The organism is Pseudoxanthomonas sp. CCNWLY206-1 (assembly GCF_039710385.1).
GTDB lineage: Bacteria > Pseudomonadota > Gammaproteobacteria > Xanthomonadales > Xanthomonadaceae > Pseudoxanthomonas_A.
In genome coordinates, this window is record NZ_JBDKXI010000004.1 from 198,282 (window position 1) to 215,614 (window position 17,333).

Sequence of the window (17,333 nt, forward strand, 5' to 3'; positions counted from 1 at the left end):
CTCGCGGCGGGACGCCGCTCCTACAATGCGGGACGTTCAGGCGCTGCCGGCGAAATCGATCTGCCGCCATGCCTCGAACACCACCACGGCGATGCTGTTGGACAGGTTGAGGCTGCGGTTCTGTGGCCGCATGGGTAGGCGAAGGCGTTGTTCGGCGGGCAGCGCGTCCAGTACGTCCTGCGGCAGGCCGCGGGTTTCCGGGCCGAACAAAAAGGCGTCGCCCGATCGGTAGCGGGGCTGGTCGTAGCGTTGGGTACCGCGGGTACTAAGGGCGAACAGGCGCTGTGGCTTCACGCTGGCAAGTGCCGCCTCAAGCGAGGCGTGCACCTGCAGTCGCGCATATTCGTGGTAGTCCAGACCGGCGCGTCGTAGCTGCTTATCTTCCAGATCGAAACCGAGCGGTTCGATGAGGTGCAGCCGCGCGCCGGTGTTAGCGCAAAGGCGGATCGCGTTGCCGGTGTTCGGGGGAATCTCCGGCTGGTACAGCAGTACGTCGATATCGAATTCGGGTGTCATCGCGCGGATTCTACGTGGCGCTTTGCGCCCGTGACGACATCCGGCGGGAAGATCTACTGCAGGTTACGTGATGTGGCTTGCATTGAAGCGGTTGCGTTGATGCTGAGCGCTGTTGAATCGTGACGCTTTAAGGCATGAAGCGATGAAGGTGTTGCTCAAGCGCTCAGCGTGCTGCGAACCGACCAGCCAATGCACCGGCCTGTGCAGCGAATTCCTGCATGTCTTCCGCCGAAGGACGTACGGTCACAACCGGCATATCGACGATACGCACCGCTTGGTTGGCCAGGTAGTGAGCCATGTCTTCGGTGGTGGGGCGGACGTTCACAGCGGCCAGATCAACCACTTTGACGTTCTTGTAGGTCTGGAAGTAGGCCAGGTCAGCCGGGTCCGGCTTCACCGACACGGCGGGCAGGGTGACGATGTGGGTAGCGGCGGAAGCTTCGGCAGCGTAGTGGTTGTTGTCGGCGTGAGTGGCGGAGATAACCATCGAGCCGGCGCACAGGGCGAACACGGCGGCGGCGGTCAGGGGGAGCAGGGTCTTGGTGTTCATGTCGGGCCTCTGTAGTAATGTTTTGATGTTGTGGAGCGGTGGTGTGGTAGTAAGGTAGTACACCTAATCAGACAGATCAAGCAGAACTTGTGTTTCTAGTTCTTGTATTCAGTTGTCGTTCAGTGTTGCGACAGGACTTCTTTCTTTCGCTAGGAGTAACGCAGAAGTCGTGCCAACTGTAAGTAGTTAATTTTTAAGAGAAATATATTTCATCTGGAGTGTCCGCTGTCCGTTCGGACTGTCCGGCGAGTTGCCGTTCTTCTTGCCGCCCTTGTGGGAACTAAGACGGCGGGGTGGGGGATTTGTGACTCAGACACGCCGCAAGCGCCGATATCCGGTCAAAAACCTCATACAAGGGTTTGGATGCTGTTTAGGCGGAAACGGTTGCAACGTGCCCCGCACGGTGGTCGTAGAGCGGAGCTGCGCCTCGCGATAGCACCGATTCGGTAGCAATAAGGCTGTCGCAACGGCAGGCGATAGCGAATAGCCGCTAGGGCGCTCGTCGTAGAGCGGAGCTTGCTCCGCTGCTCTTCGGTCCACGCCTCATGAAAGGCGATAGCGGAAAAGCGAGAGCAGCGGAGCAAGCTCCGCTCTACAAGAGCTTTGTAAAGCTGGCTATTCGCCTATCGCCTGCCGTTGCGACGGCCTTACTGCAATGGACCCGGTGCTATCGCGAGGCGCAGCTCCGCTCTACGGGGATGAGTCGAGCCCCACGGTTCGGCTCATTAGCTCTGTCACCAGGGCAGCGTCTGACCCTGCCAATCCAGGAATTCGCCGGAATTGTCTTCATCCAAGCGATCGATTACCTGCAACAGTCCGGCGACCGATTCCTGCGCAGTCAACGCGGCGTGTTCGCCACCCATGTCCGTTTGCACCCAGCCCGGATGCAGGGCGACCACCTTGATGCGGCGCGATGCCAGCGCCTGGGCCAATAGCGAAGTCGCCATGTTCTGAGCAGCTTTACCGATGGCGTAGCTGGGTGTGCGGAATTCCTGCCGTAACGCAATCGAACCTACTTCGGAGGAAATATTGGCCACGGTGCCGCCGTCCGCGATCTGCGAGGCCAGCGTCTGCACCAGCAGGAAAGGCCCCATGGCATTGGTGCGGAAACTCGCTTCCAGATCCGCAGGCTGGACCTGACCGAAGCGTTCGCCGCCGCGCAGCACACCGGCATTGTTGACCAGCAGGTCGAGTTTTTCGCCATCGGCGACCAGCGCCAGTTCGCGCGCCAGCTCCGCGTGGCTCCGGGGTTCGGCCACGTCCAGCGGCAATACGTGCAAGCGTCCGGGATATTCGCCGGCCAAGGTATTCAAGGCAGTGGCCTTGCCCGGATGGCGGCAGGTGGCGACCACATGGTGACGCCGCCCCAACAGCTGGCGGACGAACTCCAGGCCCAGGCCGCGATTCGCCCCGGTAACCAGACAGTGCCGACGATCCATATGCCGTTCCTTATATAGGCAAGAGAACTTATATGAGAGAACTTTGGAGACGCCATGCCTTGTGGCCTAGTGTAATGACGGCATGCGGCGGTTAGCATCGGCGGTCGCTTGTCCAATACATAGCAGAAGAGGTGTCTGATGACTGTATTCCGCCGGCCGCGCGTGGCCTTGCTCGCCATGGCCTTGTCCACCGCACTTGGCGGTCTGTTCTATCTGCCGCAGGTGGCGCAGGCCGAACCCGCGGCGGGCGCGGAAATCGACATCCCCTTCCAGGAGTTCACGTTGCCCAACGGTCTGCGGGTCATCGTGCATACCGACCGCAAAGCGCCGATCGTGGCAGTGAATCTCTGGTATCACGTCGGCAGCAAGAACGAGCAACCTGGCCGTACCGGCTTCGCGCATCTGTTCGAACACTTGATGTTCCAGGGTTCGGAAAACCATAAGCGCGAGTTCTTCGAGCCCTTCGAACTGGTGGGCGTCACCGATCAGAACGGCACCACCAACCAAGACCGCACCAACTATTTCCAGAACGTGCCGACTACCGCGCTGGACATGGCGCTATGGATGGAATCGGACCGCATGGGCCACTTGCTGGGTGCGATCGATCAGAAATCACTGGATGAGCAACGCGGCGTGGTGCAGAACGAAAAGCGCCAGGGCGAAAACCAGCCCTACGGCCGCCGCATCACCGCCAAGATCTTCGAGGCGCTGTATCCGGTCGGACATCCGTACAGCTGGCAGACCATCGGTTCGATGGCCGACCTGGATGCCGCCACGCTGGACGATGTGAAGACCTGGTTCCGCAGCTGGTACGGCCCCAACAACGCCGTGCTGGTGCTGGCGGGCGACATCGATCTGAAGACCGCGAAGGAGAAGGTGACGCGTTACTTCGGCGACATTTCCGCCAGTGCCACCTTGGCGGACATGAAGACCAGTATTCCCAAGCGCACCCAGGAAACGCGCGAAATCGTGCCGGATCGCGTGCCGCAGGTGCGCATCTATCGCGCCTGGCCGGTGGCCGAAATGGGTACGACGGATGCGACCTTGCTGGACCTGTATGCGCAGGTGCTCGGCGGCAGCTCATCCTCGCGGCTGGACGCCCGCTTGGTACACCAGGACAAACTGGCCGACCAAGTCAGCGCCTATGCGTGGAGCAGTGAAATCAGCGGCACGTTCTTTGTCACCGCGACGGTGAAGGAAGGCGTGGATCCGGCCAAGGTGGAGAAGATCCTGGATGAGGAAGTCCAGCGCCTGACCCGCGAGGGACCCACCGCGGAGGAAGTCGAGCAGGCACGTACCCTGTGGCGCGCCAGCTTCGTGCGCGGCGTCGAGCGCATCGGCGGCTTCGGCGGCAAATCCGATGTGCTGGCGTCCTGCGCCGTCTATCAAGGTAAGCCGGACTGCTATCAGGATGAATTGAAGGAATTGAATGCCGCCACGCCGGCGAGCATTCGCACCGCGGCGCAACGTTGGCTGGGCGCTGGTTCGCACACGCTGGTGGTGCAGCCCAGTGAAACACCGGCATCGTCATTGCCCGAACGCGTGGTGGCGGCGCCCGCAACAGCGCCGGCCGCGATTCCCGCGCCGGATCCCAAGTTCAAGACGGTCAAGACCGATGTGGACCGCAGCCAGGGTGTGCCCAAGACCGAGCGCTTCCCGGATCTGAAGTTCCCGGCGGTGCAGCGCGCAACGCTTTCCAACGGCATGCAGGTGCTGCTGGCCGAGCGTCATGAAACGCCGGTAGTGCAGATGAGCATGGAATTCCCCGGCGGTTACACCACCGACCTGGGAAGCAAACTGGGCCGTGCCAGCTTCGCCATGCAGATGATGGACGAAGGCGCCGGCGACTACAGCGCGCTGGAGCTGGCCGCGCGCAAAGAGGCGCTGGGGGCCGAAATCAATGTCGGCGCCGGTCTGGATTACGCCTCCGTCAGCTTGTCGGCGTTGACGGACAAATTGACCGAATCGCTGGATCTGTACGCCGACGTGCTACGCCGCCCCACCTTCGACGCCAGCGAGATCGAGCGCGTGCGCGACACGTGGATCGCCGGCATCAAGCAGGAAAAGGCCCGTCCGCAAACCGCGGCGATGCGCATCCTGCCGCCGCTGCTTTACGGACAAGGCCACCCCTACGCCATTCCGTTCACCGGCAGCGGCACCGAAGCATCCATCGCATCGTTGACCCGCGACGACCTGAAGAGCTTCCACCAGACCTGGTTGCAACCGGAGAAGGCGCGGATCGTGATCGTGGGCGATACGTCTCTGGACCAGATCGTGCCGCTGTTGGAAGCACGCTTGGGCGATTGGCGCACGGCGAGCAATGCACCCGCCGTCCCGGAAGTGGATCCGGTGGCGTTGCCGGCCAAGCCGCGGGTCTTCCTGATCAATCAGCCGGGCGCTACTCAGTCCAACATCTATGTCGGACAGTTGGTGCCGTCGACACGGGATGCCGGCACGATAGATTTCGATTTCGCCAACGGCGTGCTGGGCGGACAGTTCACCTCGCGCCTCAACATGAATCTGCGCGAAGACAAGCATTGGGCCTACGGTTCCTACAGCAACGCGACCAATACGTTGGGCCAACGTCCCTGGTTTGCCTCCGCCGCGGTGCAGAGCGACCGGACAGCCGACTCGGCCAAGGAACTGCAGGCGGAAATCGCCCGCTTCGCCAAGGGAGAGGCACCCGCCACACCCGCGGAAATTGCCAAGGTCCGCGCCAGTAACACGCTGGAGTTGCCAGGGGCGTACGAAACCGCCACGGCGGTGCTGGGCCAGATCGCCAGCAATCAGCGCTACGGCCGGCCCGACGACTACATCCTGCAGTACAAGGCGCGCAACGAAGCCATCCAGCCAGCCGACGTGACCGCGGCGGCCAAGACCCTGCAGCCGGGTGCGTTGACCTGGGTCGTGGTGGGCGACCTGAGCAAGATCGAGCAACCGGTCCGCGCGCTGGGCCTGGGCGAGGTCAGCGTGCTGGATGCCGACGGTAAAGCGGTGGCGAAGCCGAAGAACTGAGCGGCCCCAATCCCCCGCGACCCGCGGGGAGTTTTGTGGCCATCGCCCGCGATTCATTACGACTGCGGCAGAATCCCCCTCAACTAATCACTCTCAGGTCGCCCCGATGCGTTTTGCCATATCGATCTCCATAGCGCTCGTCCTGTCCCTGTCCGGCTGTACCTGGGTGCAGCTGGCGCCTGGCGCCAAGCAGGTCCGGGTGGTCGCGGCGGGTGCGGCACCGGCCGGCTGCGAAAAGCGCGGCGAAGTGGCGGTATCGGTCAAGGACAGCGTCGCTTTCTACGAGCGCAATCAGCTGCGCGTCCGCGACGAACTGGAGACGCTGGCCCGCAATGAGGCGCCGGGCATCCAGGCCGACACCATCCAGCCGCTGGGCGACCCGGCCGACGGCGAGCAACGTTTTGCGGCTTACAGTTGCGGCGGGCGTTGACATTAAATGTGATGTGCGTCACGTTTATCGCTGTGCAAGGCCGATTCCACGCCAAATCTAAAGATGCGGTGAAGAGTGGAAGCCGGTAACCTTGTCGACCCCTCCGCCTAAGCCTTGGCGCTAACTTCGATGCTCTTCCAGAATGTCTCCATCGCGGGACTGGCGCACGTGGATGCGCCGCATACGCTGACGTCGCACGATATCAACGAACAGCTCAAGCCCACCCTGCTGCGCCTCGGTATAAAGACCGATGTGCTGGGCGATATCGCGGGCATCCATGCCCGTCGCTTGTGGGATGACGATCAGCTGGCCTCGGACGTGGCCACGCTGGCCGCCCGCAAGGCGCTGGCGGACGCCGGCGTACCGGCGGAAAAGATCGGCCTGCTGGTCAACACCTCGGTGAGTCGCGATTACCTGGAACCGTCCACGGCAAGCATCGTGTCCGGCAACCTGGGCCTGGGCGAGAACTGCCAGAACTTCGACGTCGCCAACGCCTGCCTGGCTTTCATCAACGGCATGGACATCGCCGCCCGCATGCTGGAGCGGGGCGAAATCGACTATGCCCTGGTGGTGGATGGCGAAACCGCCAACCTCGCCTACAAGAAGACCATGGAGCGCATGACCGCCCCGGACGTCACCGAGGAACAGTTCCGCAACGAACTGGCCACGCTGACGCTGGGCTGTGGCGCCGCCGCCATGGTGATGTCGCGCACCGAACTGACACCGGACGCCCCGCGTTACAAGGGCGGCGTGACCAAGGCGGCCACCCAGTGGAATTCGCTGTGCCGCGGTAACCTGGACCGCATGGTCACCGACACCCGCATGCTGCTGATTGAAGGCCTGAAGCTGGCGCAGAAGACCTTCGTCGCTGCCAAGCTGGCGCTGGGCTGGGCAGTGGACGAACTGGACCAGTTCGTCATCCACCAGGTCAGCCAGGTGCACACGGCCGCTTTCATCAAGGCCTTCGGCATCGACCCCAAGAAAGTGCTGACCATCTTTGGCGAGCACGGCAACATCGGTCCGGCCAGCGTGCCGATCGTGCTGAGCAAGCTCAAGGAACTGGGCCGCCTGAAGAAAGGCGACCGCATCGCCCTGCTGGGCATCGGCTCGGGCCTGAATTGCTCGATGGCGGAAGTGGTCTGGTAAAACTCGGACACAAGTACTTCTAGGGCCGGTTCGCCGGCCCTTTTCTTTACCGCGGTAGCGTGCAATGAATCTTCCCGGCTATCCCTTCACGCCAAAAAAATTCCAGGTCCGTCCCGGTCTTTCGATGAGCTATCTCGACGAAGGCCCGCACGATGGCGAGATCGTGGTGATGCTGCACGGCAATCCGTCATGGAGTTATTACTGGCGCAATCTGGTGTCGGGATTGAGCGATCCCGCTTCCGGTAAGCCTGCTTCCCACAAACCTGCTTCCCACAAACAATATCGCTGCATCGTGCCTGACCACATCGGCATGGGCCTGTCGGACAAGCCGGACGACAGCCGCTACGACTACACGTTGCAATCACGCGTCGACGACGTACGAACGCTGCTGGATCATCTGGGAATCACCGGGCCAGTGACGCTGGCGGTGCACGATTGGGGCGGCATGATCGGCTTCGGCTGGGCGTTGTCGCATGCCGAACAGGTGAAGCGGTTGGTGATCCTCAACACCGCCGCCTTTCCGTTGCCGTCGGCGAAGCCGATGCCTTGGCAACTTTCCTTGGGGCGCGATTCAAAATTCGGTGCCTTCATCATTCGCGCCTTCAATGCGTTTTCTTCCGGCGCATCGTATCTGGGTGTCGAAACCAAGATGCCGGCCGACATACGTAGTGCCTACGTGTCGCCCTATAACACCTGGGACAACCGCATCAGCACCCTGCGTTTCATGCAGGACATTCCGCTCGCGCCGGGCGACAAAGCTTGGTCGCTGGTGGAAGAAGCCGGACGCCGGTTGCCGGAGTTCACCGATCGCCCGGCTTTCATCGGTTGGGGTTTGAAGGATTTCGTGTTCGACCATCACTTCCTGGCCGGCTTCCGCGCGGCGCTGCCCGACGCCGAAGTGCATGCCTTCGAAGACGCCGGCCATTACGTGCTGGAAGACAAGCAAGAGGTGCTGATCCCGGCGATCCGCCGCTTCCTGGATACGCATCCGCTGTAGGAGCGCCGTCCTCGGCCGTAGGAGCGGCGTCCCGCCGCTCCTACGGAGAAGAATGCAGCCAATCCTCCGGCTGCAACGGCGTCAATCGGTGGGCTTGCCTAGTGCTGCCGCATCGAGCAGGCCTTTCCACATCTGCGGATCCAATAGATTGGTATAGCCGTCTGGCAGGACGGGACTGACTCCGCTCACCAAGCCCAACTGAATCACGTCGTTCGTACGAGGTATCTGAAGGAATAGCGGGCTGCCGCTATCGCCGCCCGACACACCTGGGCCGCCCGAGCCACCGAAGCCGGCGCACAGCGGGGGTACAACCGATGTCGGTCGCGAAAAAGACGTTAGTGAGCGGCATGCCTCGGGCTGGAGCAAAGCGACGTCCACCTCACGCATACGCTGCGGCAGCACGCCATCTTCGGTGTAGCCCCAACCCGCCACGGTCGCGGTAAGGCCCGGGCGATAAAAGCTGGAATGGTTGGCGATCCGCGCCGGCTGGATATTGTTGATGGGGTCGCGAAGCACGATCAAACCTGCATCCCGATTGGGAACACCCGTTCCGGCTTCGGGGTGAAAAACAATGGCCAGCAGGCCGTCGCCTTCTGCCACCTGTTCCGGAGGGTGGCTACGGTCGGTCCGTCCGAATACCAAGCGGATTTGCGCATCCGCTGGCGTGCCGTGAGAACCGGGCAGGCAGTGCGCCGCCGTCACGACCAAGTCTGGAGCGATCAGTGAGCCGCCGCAGTTGTGGCGCCAGTCGTCGCTGGCCGTCGGACGAAGTTCGATATCCACGAGGAAAGGGTAGCGACCATCAGGTACGTCGGTGCCCCCGATAATGCGTGGCGCGGAGATGGCGGGAGCAGCGGCGACAAACCCCAGACTTGCGAATGCAGCTAGACGCAGGAAAGTGCGTTGAAAACGGGATATCCCATGCATGAACGGTTCTTCTCCAGCAATCGCGGATGAGTCCCCGGCCGTCTGCCGAGCGTTTGGCCTATACCGCGTTGGAGAAATCTGAGCCTTCTCCAGGGGATGCGGGCTGAATTCCGCAGTGACTTCGAGCAATGCATCGCGTGCTGACACGACGTCCTCGATTCTTGGACATGCATCCAAGATAAGGACAGGGTGGAGCGCTGTCTTGCTTTGTAGGAGTGCCGTCTCGGCGCGAGCTCTTCGCTTCTATCGCGATCTGGCGGAAAGAGCTCGCGGCGGGACGCCGCTCCTACGGAGAAGAATGCAGCCAATCCTCCGGCTGCAAGGGCATCAACCCATAAGCCTGCCTCGCACGGTCGCATTGGGCGCTTGGTTTTCCGTTTTCCCACGCGGCAAACAGTTCCCGGCAGGCGGACGGCCGCCGCGAATAAATGCCGCAGTGCGCTTCTTCGCCAACGATCCCCTGCAGACCAACGCAGCGCGGCTGGCGCTGCCAGGTTCCTCGCATCACTTGCTGGTGCGGACCGAATGGCTCGGTAAGTTCGGGTGGCGTACCGAAGCCTAGTTCGGCACTGGTTTCGGACCAGTGCAAAGTGACGCGGAAGTGCGCGCAGCAAGCGCCGCAGGATAGGCAGGGATGCATGGAGCTCGGGCGGTGCGCGAGAGAAACGGGCGGGCGCGCCATTCTGCCGACTTCATTGGCTGACGCAAGCGGGGTCTAGCGGCGACAATGGCGGGATGAACGAACCCTGCAATATTGCCGCCAGCCTGCCGCGGCTCGCCCTCGAACGCCCGACGCAAGTCGCCATCCATTGTCCCAACGGCAGCGGTCGATACGACTCCGCGCTGACCTATGCCGACCTGGACGCGCGCAGCGATGCGATCGCCGCTGGATTGAGCCAATACGGCATCGCCCGCGGTGTTCGCACGGTGGTGATGGTGCGGCCCACGCCGGAGTTCTTCCTGGTGATGTTCGCGTTGTTCAAGATAGGCGCAGTGCCGGTATTGGTGGACCCGGGCATCGACAAGCGCGCGCTGAAGCAGTGCCTGGACGAAGCGCAACCGGAAGCCTTCATCGGCATTCCGCTGGCTCACGTCGCGCGTTTGCTGCTGGGGTGGGCGCGCAGCGCCAAGCGCGTGGTGACGGTAGGCCGCCGGTTTGGCTGGGGTGGCACCACGTTGGCGCAGATCGAAGGCGCAGGCGCAGGCGCCCGTGCGCAGTTGGCCGACACGCATCCGGATGAAGTCGCCGGCATTCTCTTTACCAGTGGCTCGACCGGCGTGCCGAAGGGCGTGGTGTACCGCCATCGGCATTTCGTCGCGCAGATCGAACTGCTGCGCGAAGCGTTCGGCATGCAGCCGGGCGGCGTGGACCTGCCAACGTTTCCACCGTTCGCCCTGTTCGATCCCGCGCTCGGGCTGACATCGGTCATTCCCGACATGGATCCCACGCGGCCCGCCAGCGCCGACCCGCGCAAGCTGCATGCCGCGATCCGCCAGTTCGGCGTCACCCAGCTGTTCGGTTCGCCGGCCTTGATGCGGGTACTGGCCGACCACGGCGAGCCGCTGCCCGGCGTGCAACGCGTGACTTCCGCCGGGGCTCCGGTGCCGCCCGAAGTGGTGGCGAAAATGCGCAAGCTGTTGCCGGAAACAGCGCAGTTCTGGACCCCGTACGGCGCCACCGAATGCCTGCCGGTGGCGGTGATCGAAGGACGCGAGTTGCAGAGCACGCGCCAAGCGACCGAGCAGGGCGCCGGCACCTGCGTGGGCCGGCCGGTGCCGCCCAACCAGGTCCGCATCATTCGTATCGTCGATGCGGCGATTCCTGATTGGTCCGGCGATGCTGTGTTGCCGCAAGGCGAAGTCGGCGAGGTTACCGTCGCGGGGCCGACCGCCACTGACAGCTATTTCAACCGTGAAGCCGCTACCCGCGCCGCAAAGATCCGCGAACGCCTTGCCGATGGCAGCGAACGCATCGTCCACCGCATGGGCGACGTGGGCTATTTCGATGGCGAAGGTCGTTTGTGGTTTTGCGGACGCAAGACGCAGCGCGTGGAAACCGTGGATGGCCCGCTATATACCGAGCAGGTGGAACCGGTATTCAACACTGTGCCAGGCGTTCGCCGTACCGCGTTGGTGGGTGTAGGCGAATCGGGTCGGCAGCGGCCCGTGCTGTGCTACGAACTTGAAGCCGGCGCTCCCGGTGCGCAAGCCAGTATCGAAGCAGAACTGCGCGCGCATGCGGCGCGCCATCCGCATACCGCGGGTATCGATACTTTTCTTCGTCATCCCGGTTTCCCTGTGGACATTCGCCACAATGCGAAGATCGGCCGCGAGAAATTGGCGGTATGGGCGAAAGAGAAAATAGGTGCATAGCGCTCTGCTCTTCTCCTCCCTTGCGCACAGCGCAGGGGAGGGCCGGGAAGGGGTGCTCTTGATTTTGCTCCTGCACTTGCCTTTGCTCCACGGCAAACGATTGGAAATCGAATAGGAGATCACACGCGATGGATGAGCTACGTCGTAACGCCCGTGAGCTGCGTAATGGCGCGACAGAAGCCGAGAGCCATTTATGGCAGCGCCTGCGTCTGAAGCAATTGGCAGGCTTCAAGTTCCGGCGACAAGTTCCGGTTGCCGGTTATATTGCGGACTTTCTTTGCCCAGAGGCGAAGTTGATCGTCGAGCTCGACGGTGGACAGCACTGTGCCCAGATCGCGTACGACGAGCGCCGGACCGGCATGTTGCAAGCGAAGGGTTATCGCGTACTGCGTTACTGGAACAACGAGGCGCTAGTACAGACAGAGGCTGTGCTTGAAGACATTCTGCGGGCGTTGACATCGATCAGCAGCGACGGCAAAAGCAAAAGCTACGGCAAAAGCAACAGCACCCCACCCCAACCCTCCCCTGCGCTACGCGCAAGGGAGGGGGACAACAGCAAAGGCAACAAAACATGAAAATACTGGTCACCGGTGGTGGCGGTTTCCTGGGCCAGGCACTCTGCCGCGGATTGGTCGAGCGCGGTCACCACGTCATCAGCTTCAATCGTGGCCATTATCCGCTGCTGAGCGAGTGGGGTATTGGACAAGTGCAGGGCGATCTCGCCGACGCGCATGCGGTCATGCATGCGGCGCAAGGTGTCGATGCCATTTTCCATAACGCGGCCAAGGCCGGTGCCTGGGGTAGTTACAAGAGTTACCACCAGGCCAACGTGGTGGGCACCGAGAATGTTCTGGCTGCCTGCCGTCAGCACGGCATCGGCAAATTGGTCTATACCTCCACGCCCAGCGTCACCCATCGCGCCACTCATCCGGTGGAAGGCGGCACCGCCGACACCGTTCCTTACGGCGATGATTTCAAGGCGCCGTACGCCACCACCAAGGCCATCGCGGAAAAAGCCGTGCTGGCGGCCAACGATGCCAACCTGGCGACGATCGCTTTGCGGCCGCGGCTGATCTGGGGTCCCGGCGATCACCAGATATTGCCGCGTCTGGTCCAACGCGCGGAAGCCGGGCGTTTGCGTATCGTCGGTGATGGCAACAATCTGGTCGACACCACTTATATCGACAACGCCGCGCAAGCACATTTCGATGCTTTCGATCACCTTGCACCGGGGGCGGCATGCGCAGGCAAGGCGTACTTCATTTCCAACGGCGAGCCGTTGCCGATGCGTGAGCTGCTCAATGCCTTGCTTGATGCGGCGAGTGCGCCGCGGGCGGAAAAATCGCTGTCCTTCAAGGCCGCTTACCGCATCGGCGTGGTGTGCGAAGCGCTATGGACGGTGTTGCCGTTGAAAGGCGAACCGCCCATGACCCGGTTCCTGGCCGAACAACTCAGCACCTCGCACTGGTATGACATGGCGCCCGCGCGCCGAGACTTTGGCTACGTTCCGCGTGTGTCGTTTAACGCCGGGCTCACCAAGTTGAAGGAATCACTTCAAGCAAACAAGCTCGTCACCCGGTCGTGACCGGGGATTCCCCACCATGAGTTCGCGCCGATCCGGCACGACCTCTTCCGGGAGTTCCCATGCTGCGTTACGCCGTCATCTTTTTCGTCATCGCCCTGATCGCGGCCGTACTGGGCTTCAGCGGCATTGCTGGGGCAGCCAGCAATATCGCCTGGATCCTGTTCGTCGTATTCGTGGTCCTGGCCATTATCTCCCTGCTGCGCGGGCGAAGTGTCCCGTAGTCCGGCAAGGTAGAAGTCCTATAGCGGCAACGTCACCGGCGTCTTGCAGAGACGACGCAGACTTAACTCTGCTAGACGCCCGACGTTGCCGCACCAGGATATAACGAGGCCCGGCCCGCCCAAGATGATGCCCGTTGCCTTGTAGAATGCGGGGCTTATGAGCCCTTCCCCTTTCGATGCCCTCAAACCGCTGGCCGGCCGTGCGCTGCAGGCGGCATTGAACCGCGCGCTGTCGCTGGATCCTGATACCCAAGCGGCCTTGCGACCGCTGGAGGGCAAGCGCATCGCATTGGCGCTGGAAGCGCCCGCTTTGGCGATGGAGATCAGCGTCGAATCGGCGCAGCTGCGGGTCGGCCCCGTCAGCGCGGCCGAGGAGCCTGACTTGGCGGTACGCAGCACACTGGGCGGGCTGTTCGCGCAGTTGCCGTTCCTCCGCAAGGAACATGGCGCGCCGATCGGACGCGTGAGGGTATCCGGTGATGCGGAACTGGCACGCCGGTTACAGACACTGGCCGAACGCTTCGATCCCGATTGGCAGCAGCCATTCGCGGCGGTGTTTGGCGACATTCTTGGCGTACAGATAGCCAATGCGGTGCGGAGCGCGCTGCGGCAGGCAAAGACGGCTGCCGACAATCTGGCCGAAAGCGCCGCCGAATATGTCACCGAGGAATCGCGCGATGTGGTGGCTTCCGCCGAACTCGATGCTTTCCACGATGATGTCGATGCGGTACGCGATGACGTCGAGCGTCTCGCGGCGCGCATCCAGCGCCTCGCCGCGTTGAAGGGTGCCGCATGAAGGCGGTACTGCGTGCCGGCCGGATTGGCCTGGTCCTGTTGAGATACCGCCTGGATGACCTGTTGGATGACACGCCGGCCGAGCGTTGGCTGAAACTCGGGCGGCCATTCGTGCCGCGCGCGTCGGCTGAAATCGCCGCGCAGCCCCGTGGCGCGCGGTTGCGCCTGGCGTTGCAGGACCTGGGACCGATCTTCGTCAAGTTCGGCCAGATCCTTTCGACCCGCCGCGATCTGATTCCTCCGGACGTAGCGATGGAACTTTCGCTGCTGCAGGACCGGGTCAAACCCTTCGACGGTGAAACCGCGCGCTGTATCGTCGAGCAGGCGCTGGCACGCCCGGTCAGCGAGGCGTTCGAAGCGTTCGATACCACGCCTCTGGCCTCGGCCTCCATCGCGCAAGTGCATGGCGCGATCCTGCCGGGCGGACGCGAGGTCGTGGTCAAGGTGCTGCGCCCGGATATCGAAAAGCAGATCGCGGCGGATATCTCGCTGCTCAAATCGGTGGCGGTACTGGTCGATCGTGCGCACCCCAGCGCGGACAAGATACGCCCGCGCGAAATCGTGGCCGAGATCGAATCGACCTTGGCGGCGGAGCTCGATCTGCAGCGCGAAGGTGCCAACGCCAGCGTCATGCGGCGCTTCTGGAAGGATTCGCCCGATCTGTATGTGCCGGAGATCATCTGGTCGCATAGCGCCGAACGCGCATTGACCATCGAGCGGGTGCACGGCATTCCATCTGACGACATCGCTGCGCTGGACGCCGCCGGCATCGATCGCACGGCACTGGCCGCCAAGGGTGTGCGCGTGTTCTACACCCAGGTGTTCCGCGACAATTTCTTTCACGCCGATGCGCACGCCGGCAATATCTGGGTGGACAGCGACCCGGCGCGCAAATCCAATCCGCGCTTCATCGCGCTGGACTTCGGTATCACCGGTCAGTTGTCGTCGGAAGATCAGTACTACCTGGCCGAGAACTTCATGGCCATCTTCAACAAGGACTATCGGCGCATTGCCGAGCTACACGTGGAAGCAGGCTGGATGCCGGCTTACGTACGCATTGATGAACTGGAAGCTGCCGCGCGTTCCGTTTGCGAACCTTATTTCACCCGGCCTCTGTCGGAGATATCGCTGGCGGAAGTGCTGCTGAAGCTTTTCCGTACCGCGCAGAAATATGAGCTGACCTTGCAGCCCCAGTTGATCCTGCTGCAAAAGACGCTGCTCAATATCGAAGGCGTTGGGCGCCAACTGGACCCGCAACTGGACATCTGGGCGGTGGCCAGGCCTGTGCTGGAACGCATCCTGGTGGAGCGCTACAGCCCGCAACGGGCGGCTCAAGAACTGCGAAAGCGACTGCCGGAAATCATGACCCATGCGCCGGATATGCCGCGCCTGGTACACGCCTGGCTGACCCAGCAAGTGCAAGGCAAGCACGAGTTGGCAATGCGCTCGAAGGATCTGGCCGAGCTGGCGCAGATAATGAAAGGCATGCAACGCCGCGTGGTTGCCGCCATCCTGGGTGTCGGCTTGTTGATCGTGGCAGTGGTGCTGTACGGCATGGAAGCCGGTGGACCACGGGTGTTTTCCGTGCCCGCCGCGGCATGGATCGCCGGTATTGGCGGCCTTTGGGCGCTACTGGCGGCGTGGCCACGAAGGTAGCGGGGTTGTTTGCTAGAAACCGGTAGGAGCGCCGTCTCGGCGCGAGCTCTTCGCTTCTATCGAGATATGAGGGAAAGAGCTCGCGGCGGGAGATCGTTTCTACATAGGGTTGCGTTTGTAGGAGCGGCGTCCCCGCCGCGAGCTCTTTCGCGATAAAGGCAAAGAGCTCGCGCCGAGACGGTGCTCCTACAGAAATCATATGGATGAATCACCATGCGGGCAGGTTCCCAGAAGCTCTTATGCATCTTGCTGCTGACACTGCTCACCGCCTGTGTCCACGCGCCCGAACGCAACCCGCTGGCCACCTGGGTTCCCTCTGGCAACCATGAGCCGCGCCGTCCGATCCTGATCGTCATCCACGCCACCGAACAAGAGTCCGTGCAGCGCAGCCTGGACACCTTGCGCTCGCGCAATAGTGGCGGCCCGGTCAGTGCGCATTATCTGATCGGCCGCGATGGGCATCGCTATCAGTTGGTGGCCGATGACCAGCGAGCCTGGCATGCGGGTGCGGGATACTGGGGCACCATCTCCGACATCAACTCGGTATCGATCGGCATCGAACTGGACAACGATGGCACGGCCGCATTCCCGGTCGAACAGATCGATAGTTTGCTGATGCTGCTGGACGACCTGTGCACGCGATTGAGAATCCCACGCACGCAGATCGTGGCGCACTCCGATTTCGCGCCTACACGCAAGAAAGATCCGGGACCGTTGTTCCCGTGGAGGCGCTTGGCGGAAGCGGGATTCGGACTTTGGCCTGCAGAGGATGCGCCGCCGGCGCCGCCCGGTTTCGACCCCTGGCTAGCGCTGCGTCTAGTGGGCTACCCGGTGGATGACCGTACTGCCACGGTCCGTGCCTTCCACCGCCGTTTCCGTGGAATGGAAAGCGACGTTCTGGATGAGGAAGACCTGCGAATACTTCACGCGTTGACGCGGAAATGATCACGTAGAGCGGAGCTTGTTACATCCTCTTGGGGGGGCTCCGCTGCTTCTGGACGTTATGCACACGAATCGAAGAGCAGCCGAGCAAGCTCGGCTCTACGGATAAGTGCCGGTGATCCGCTCTCGTAGAGCGGAGCTTGCTCCGCTGCTTTGGAGGTTATGCACGCCGGTCGAAGAGCAGCCGAGCAAGCTCGGCTCTACGGATGAGTGCCGTTGATCCGCTTCTCGTAGAGCGGAGCTTGCTCCGCTGCTTTTTGGACGTTATGCGCGCCAATCGAAGAGCAGCCGAGCAAGCTCGGCTCTACGGATGAGCGCCGGTGATCCGCTCTCGTAGAGCGGAGCTTGCTCCGCTGCTTCTAGCCGTTATGCGCGCCGATCGAAGAGCAGCCGAGCAAGCTCGGCTCTACGGATGAGCGCCGGTGATTCGCTCTCGTAGAGCGGAGCTTGCTCCGCTGCTTTTGGACGTTACGCACGCCAATCGAAGAACAGCCGAGCAAGCTCGGCTCTACGGATGAGTGCCGGTGATCCGCTTCTCGTAGAGCGGAGCTTGCTCCGCTGCTGTTGGACGTTATGCACGCCGATCGAAGAGCAGCCGAGCAAGCTCGGCTCTACGGATGAGTGCCGGCGATTCGTTTCTCGTAGAGCGGAGCTTGCTCCGCTGCTTTGGACGTTATGCAGGCCGATCGAAGAGCAGCCGAGCAAGCTCGGCTCTACGGATGAGCGCCGGTGATTCGTTTC

The 17,333-nt window shown here is 62.3% G+C and carries 16 protein-coding genes; 11 read left to right on the forward strand and 5 right to left on the reverse strand.

Annotated elements, in window-relative coordinates; genetic code table 11:
* Nucleotides 1-36: 36 nt before the first annotated feature.
* From trmL to AADW18_RS11270, 3 genes are all read right to left on the reverse strand, one after another.
* The gene (trmL, locus tag AADW18_RS11260; RefSeq protein ID WP_337343480.1) at nt 37-516 is read right to left on the reverse strand and encodes a tRNA (uridine(34)/cytosine(34)/5-carboxymethylaminomethyluridine(34)-2'-O)-methyltransferase TrmL; all 480 of its coding nucleotides are present in this window, start codon (nt 514-516) and stop codon (nt 37-39) included.
* A gap of 163 nt (nt 517-679) precedes the next feature.
* A complete protein-coding gene (locus AADW18_RS11265; RefSeq protein WP_337343481.1) occupies nt 680-1,066 on the reverse strand; it encodes a hypothetical protein in 387 nt (128 codons plus the stop codon).
* Between the two features lie 734 nt (nt 1,067-1,800).
* On the reverse strand, nt 1,801-2,505 hold the full coding sequence (locus AADW18_RS11270) for an SDR family oxidoreductase (protein ID WP_337343482.1): 705 nt from the start codon (nt 2,503-2,505) through the stop codon (nt 1,801-1,803).
* Between the two features lie 138 nt (nt 2,506-2,643).
* Between AADW18_RS11270 and AADW18_RS11275 the strand changes: the two genes are divergently transcribed.
* The 4 genes from AADW18_RS11275 to AADW18_RS11290 all read left to right on the forward strand — a co-directional run bounded on the left by AADW18_RS11275 (nt 2,644) and on the right by AADW18_RS11290 (nt 8,093).
* Entirely contained in the window at nt 2,644-5,520 is a 2,877-nt protein-coding gene (locus AADW18_RS11275) for a pitrilysin family protein (protein ID WP_337343483.1), read from the forward strand.
* 106 nt (nt 5,521-5,626) lie between these two features.
* A complete protein-coding gene (locus AADW18_RS11280) occupies nt 5,627-5,950 on the forward strand; it encodes a DUF4156 domain-containing protein (RefSeq protein WP_337343484.1) in 324 nt (107 codons plus the stop codon).
* A 129-nt stretch (nt 5,951-6,079) separates the two neighbouring features.
* Complete coding sequence (locus AADW18_RS11285) at nt 6,080-7,096, forward strand: 3-oxoacyl-ACP synthase III (RefSeq protein ID WP_337343485.1); 1,017 nt, start codon at nt 6,080-6,082, stop codon at nt 7,094-7,096.
* A gap of 64 nt (nt 7,097-7,160) precedes the next feature.
* Nucleotides 7,161-8,093, forward strand: a complete 933-nt coding sequence (locus tag AADW18_RS11290) for an alpha/beta fold hydrolase (protein WP_337343486.1) — start codon at nt 7,161-7,163, stop codon at nt 8,091-8,093.
* An 81-nt stretch (nt 8,094-8,174) separates the two neighbouring features.
* On the opposite strand, the gene AADW18_RS11295 is transcribed toward AADW18_RS11290, so the two are convergent.
* Together AADW18_RS11295 and AADW18_RS11300 are read right to left on the reverse strand one after the other, a co-directional pair.
* The gene (locus tag AADW18_RS11295; protein WP_337343487.1) at nt 8,175-9,020 is read right to left on the reverse strand and encodes a trypsin-like serine protease; all 846 of its coding nucleotides are present in this window, start codon (nt 9,018-9,020) and stop codon (nt 8,175-8,177) included.
* A 286-nt stretch (nt 9,021-9,306) separates the two neighbouring features.
* The gene (locus AADW18_RS11300) at nt 9,307-9,702 is read right to left on the reverse strand and encodes a YkgJ family cysteine cluster protein (RefSeq protein WP_337343488.1); all 396 of its coding nucleotides are present in this window, start codon (nt 9,700-9,702) and stop codon (nt 9,307-9,309) included.
* A gap of 53 nt (nt 9,703-9,755) precedes the next feature.
* Here AADW18_RS11300 and oleC point away from each other — a divergent pair, with 53 nt between their 5' ends.
* The 7 genes from oleC to AADW18_RS11335 all read left to right on the forward strand — a co-directional run bounded on the left by oleC (nt 9,756) and on the right by AADW18_RS11335 (nt 16,595).
* A complete protein-coding gene (gene oleC, locus AADW18_RS11305) occupies nt 9,756-11,393 on the forward strand; it encodes an olefin beta-lactone synthetase (RefSeq protein ID WP_337343489.1) in 1,638 nt (545 codons plus the stop codon).
* A gap of 128 nt (nt 11,394-11,521) precedes the next feature.
* Nucleotides 11,522-11,968, forward strand: a complete 447-nt coding sequence (locus AADW18_RS11310; protein WP_337343490.1) for an endonuclease domain-containing protein — start codon at nt 11,522-11,524, stop codon at nt 11,966-11,968.
* A complete protein-coding gene (gene oleD / locus AADW18_RS11315; protein WP_337343491.1) occupies nt 11,965-12,978 on the forward strand; it encodes a 2-alkyl-3-oxoalkanoate reductase in 1,014 nt (337 codons plus the stop codon). Before AADW18_RS11310 ends, oleD begins: the two co-directional genes overlap by 4 nt.
* A 59-nt stretch (nt 12,979-13,037) precedes the next feature.
* A complete protein-coding gene (locus AADW18_RS11320) occupies nt 13,038-13,199 on the forward strand; it encodes a DUF1328 domain-containing protein (RefSeq protein WP_337343492.1) in 162 nt (53 codons plus the stop codon).
* Between the two features lie 157 nt (nt 13,200-13,356).
* Nucleotides 13,357-13,995, forward strand: coding sequence for an SCP2 sterol-binding domain-containing protein (locus tag AADW18_RS11325; RefSeq protein ID WP_337343493.1), 639 nt, complete (start codon nt 13,357-13,359; stop codon nt 13,993-13,995).
* Nucleotides 13,992-15,650: a ubiquinone biosynthesis regulatory protein kinase UbiB gene (gene ubiB, locus AADW18_RS11330; RefSeq protein ID WP_337343494.1), complete on the forward strand. Its 1,659-nt coding sequence runs from the start codon at nt 13,992-13,994 to the stop codon at nt 15,648-15,650. Before AADW18_RS11325 ends, ubiB begins: the two co-directional genes overlap by 4 nt.
* Nucleotides 15,651-15,863: 213 nt before the next feature.
* Complete coding sequence (locus AADW18_RS11335) at nt 15,864-16,595, forward strand: N-acetylmuramoyl-L-alanine amidase (RefSeq protein WP_337343495.1); 732 nt, start codon at nt 15,864-15,866, stop codon at nt 16,593-16,595.
* The last annotated feature ends 738 nt before the right edge of the window (nt 16,596-17,333 follow it).

What these genes read in the sequence shown, in the direction of transcription:
- ubiB (WP_337343494.1), top strand. Translation starts at nt 13,992, where the DNA reads ATGAAGGCGGTACTGCGTGCCGGCCGGATTGGCCTGGTCCTGTTGAGA.
- AADW18_RS11290 (WP_337343486.1), top strand. Translation starts at nt 7,161, where the DNA reads ATGAATCTTCCCGGCTATCCCTTCACGCCAAAAAAATTCCAGGTCCGT.
- AADW18_RS11300 (WP_337343488.1), bottom strand. Translation starts at nt 9,702, where the DNA reads ATGGCGCGCCCGCCCGTTTCTCTCGCGCACCGCCCGAGCTCCATGCAT.
- AADW18_RS11265 (WP_337343481.1), bottom strand. Translation starts at nt 1,066, where the DNA reads ATGAACACCAAGACCCTGCTCCCCCTGACCGCCGCCGCCGTGTTCGCC.
- AADW18_RS11320 (WP_337343492.1), top strand. Translation starts at nt 13,038, where the DNA reads ATGCTGCGTTACGCCGTCATCTTTTTCGTCATCGCCCTGATCGCGGCC.
- oleD (WP_337343491.1), top strand. Translation starts at nt 11,965, where the DNA reads ATGAAAATACTGGTCACCGGTGGTGGCGGTTTCCTGGGCCAGGCACTC.
- AADW18_RS11335 (WP_337343495.1), top strand. Translation starts at nt 15,864, where the DNA reads ATGCGGGCAGGTTCCCAGAAGCTCTTATGCATCTTGCTGCTGACACTG.
- AADW18_RS11285 (WP_337343485.1), top strand. Translation starts at nt 6,080, where the DNA reads ATGCTCTTCCAGAATGTCTCCATCGCGGGACTGGCGCACGTGGATGCG.
- AADW18_RS11295 (WP_337343487.1), bottom strand. Translation starts at nt 9,020, where the DNA reads ATGCATGGGATATCCCGTTTTCAACGCACTTTCCTGCGTCTAGCTGCA.
- trmL (WP_337343480.1), bottom strand. Translation starts at nt 516, where the DNA reads ATGACACCCGAATTCGATATCGACGTACTGCTGTACCAGCCGGAGATT.
- AADW18_RS11280 (WP_337343484.1), top strand. Translation starts at nt 5,627, where the DNA reads ATGCGTTTTGCCATATCGATCTCCATAGCGCTCGTCCTGTCCCTGTCC.
- AADW18_RS11310 (WP_337343490.1), top strand. Translation starts at nt 11,522, where the DNA reads ATGGATGAGCTACGTCGTAACGCCCGTGAGCTGCGTAATGGCGCGACA.
- AADW18_RS11270 (WP_337343482.1), bottom strand. Translation starts at nt 2,505, where the DNA reads ATGGATCGTCGGCACTGTCTGGTTACCGGGGCGAATCGCGGCCTGGGC.
- oleC (WP_337343489.1), top strand. Translation starts at nt 9,756, where the DNA reads ATGAACGAACCCTGCAATATTGCCGCCAGCCTGCCGCGGCTCGCCCTC.
- AADW18_RS11325 (WP_337343493.1), top strand. Translation starts at nt 13,357, where the DNA reads ATGAGCCCTTCCCCTTTCGATGCCCTCAAACCGCTGGCCGGCCGTGCG.
- AADW18_RS11275 (WP_337343483.1), top strand. Translation starts at nt 2,644, where the DNA reads ATGACTGTATTCCGCCGGCCGCGCGTGGCCTTGCTCGCCATGGCCTTG.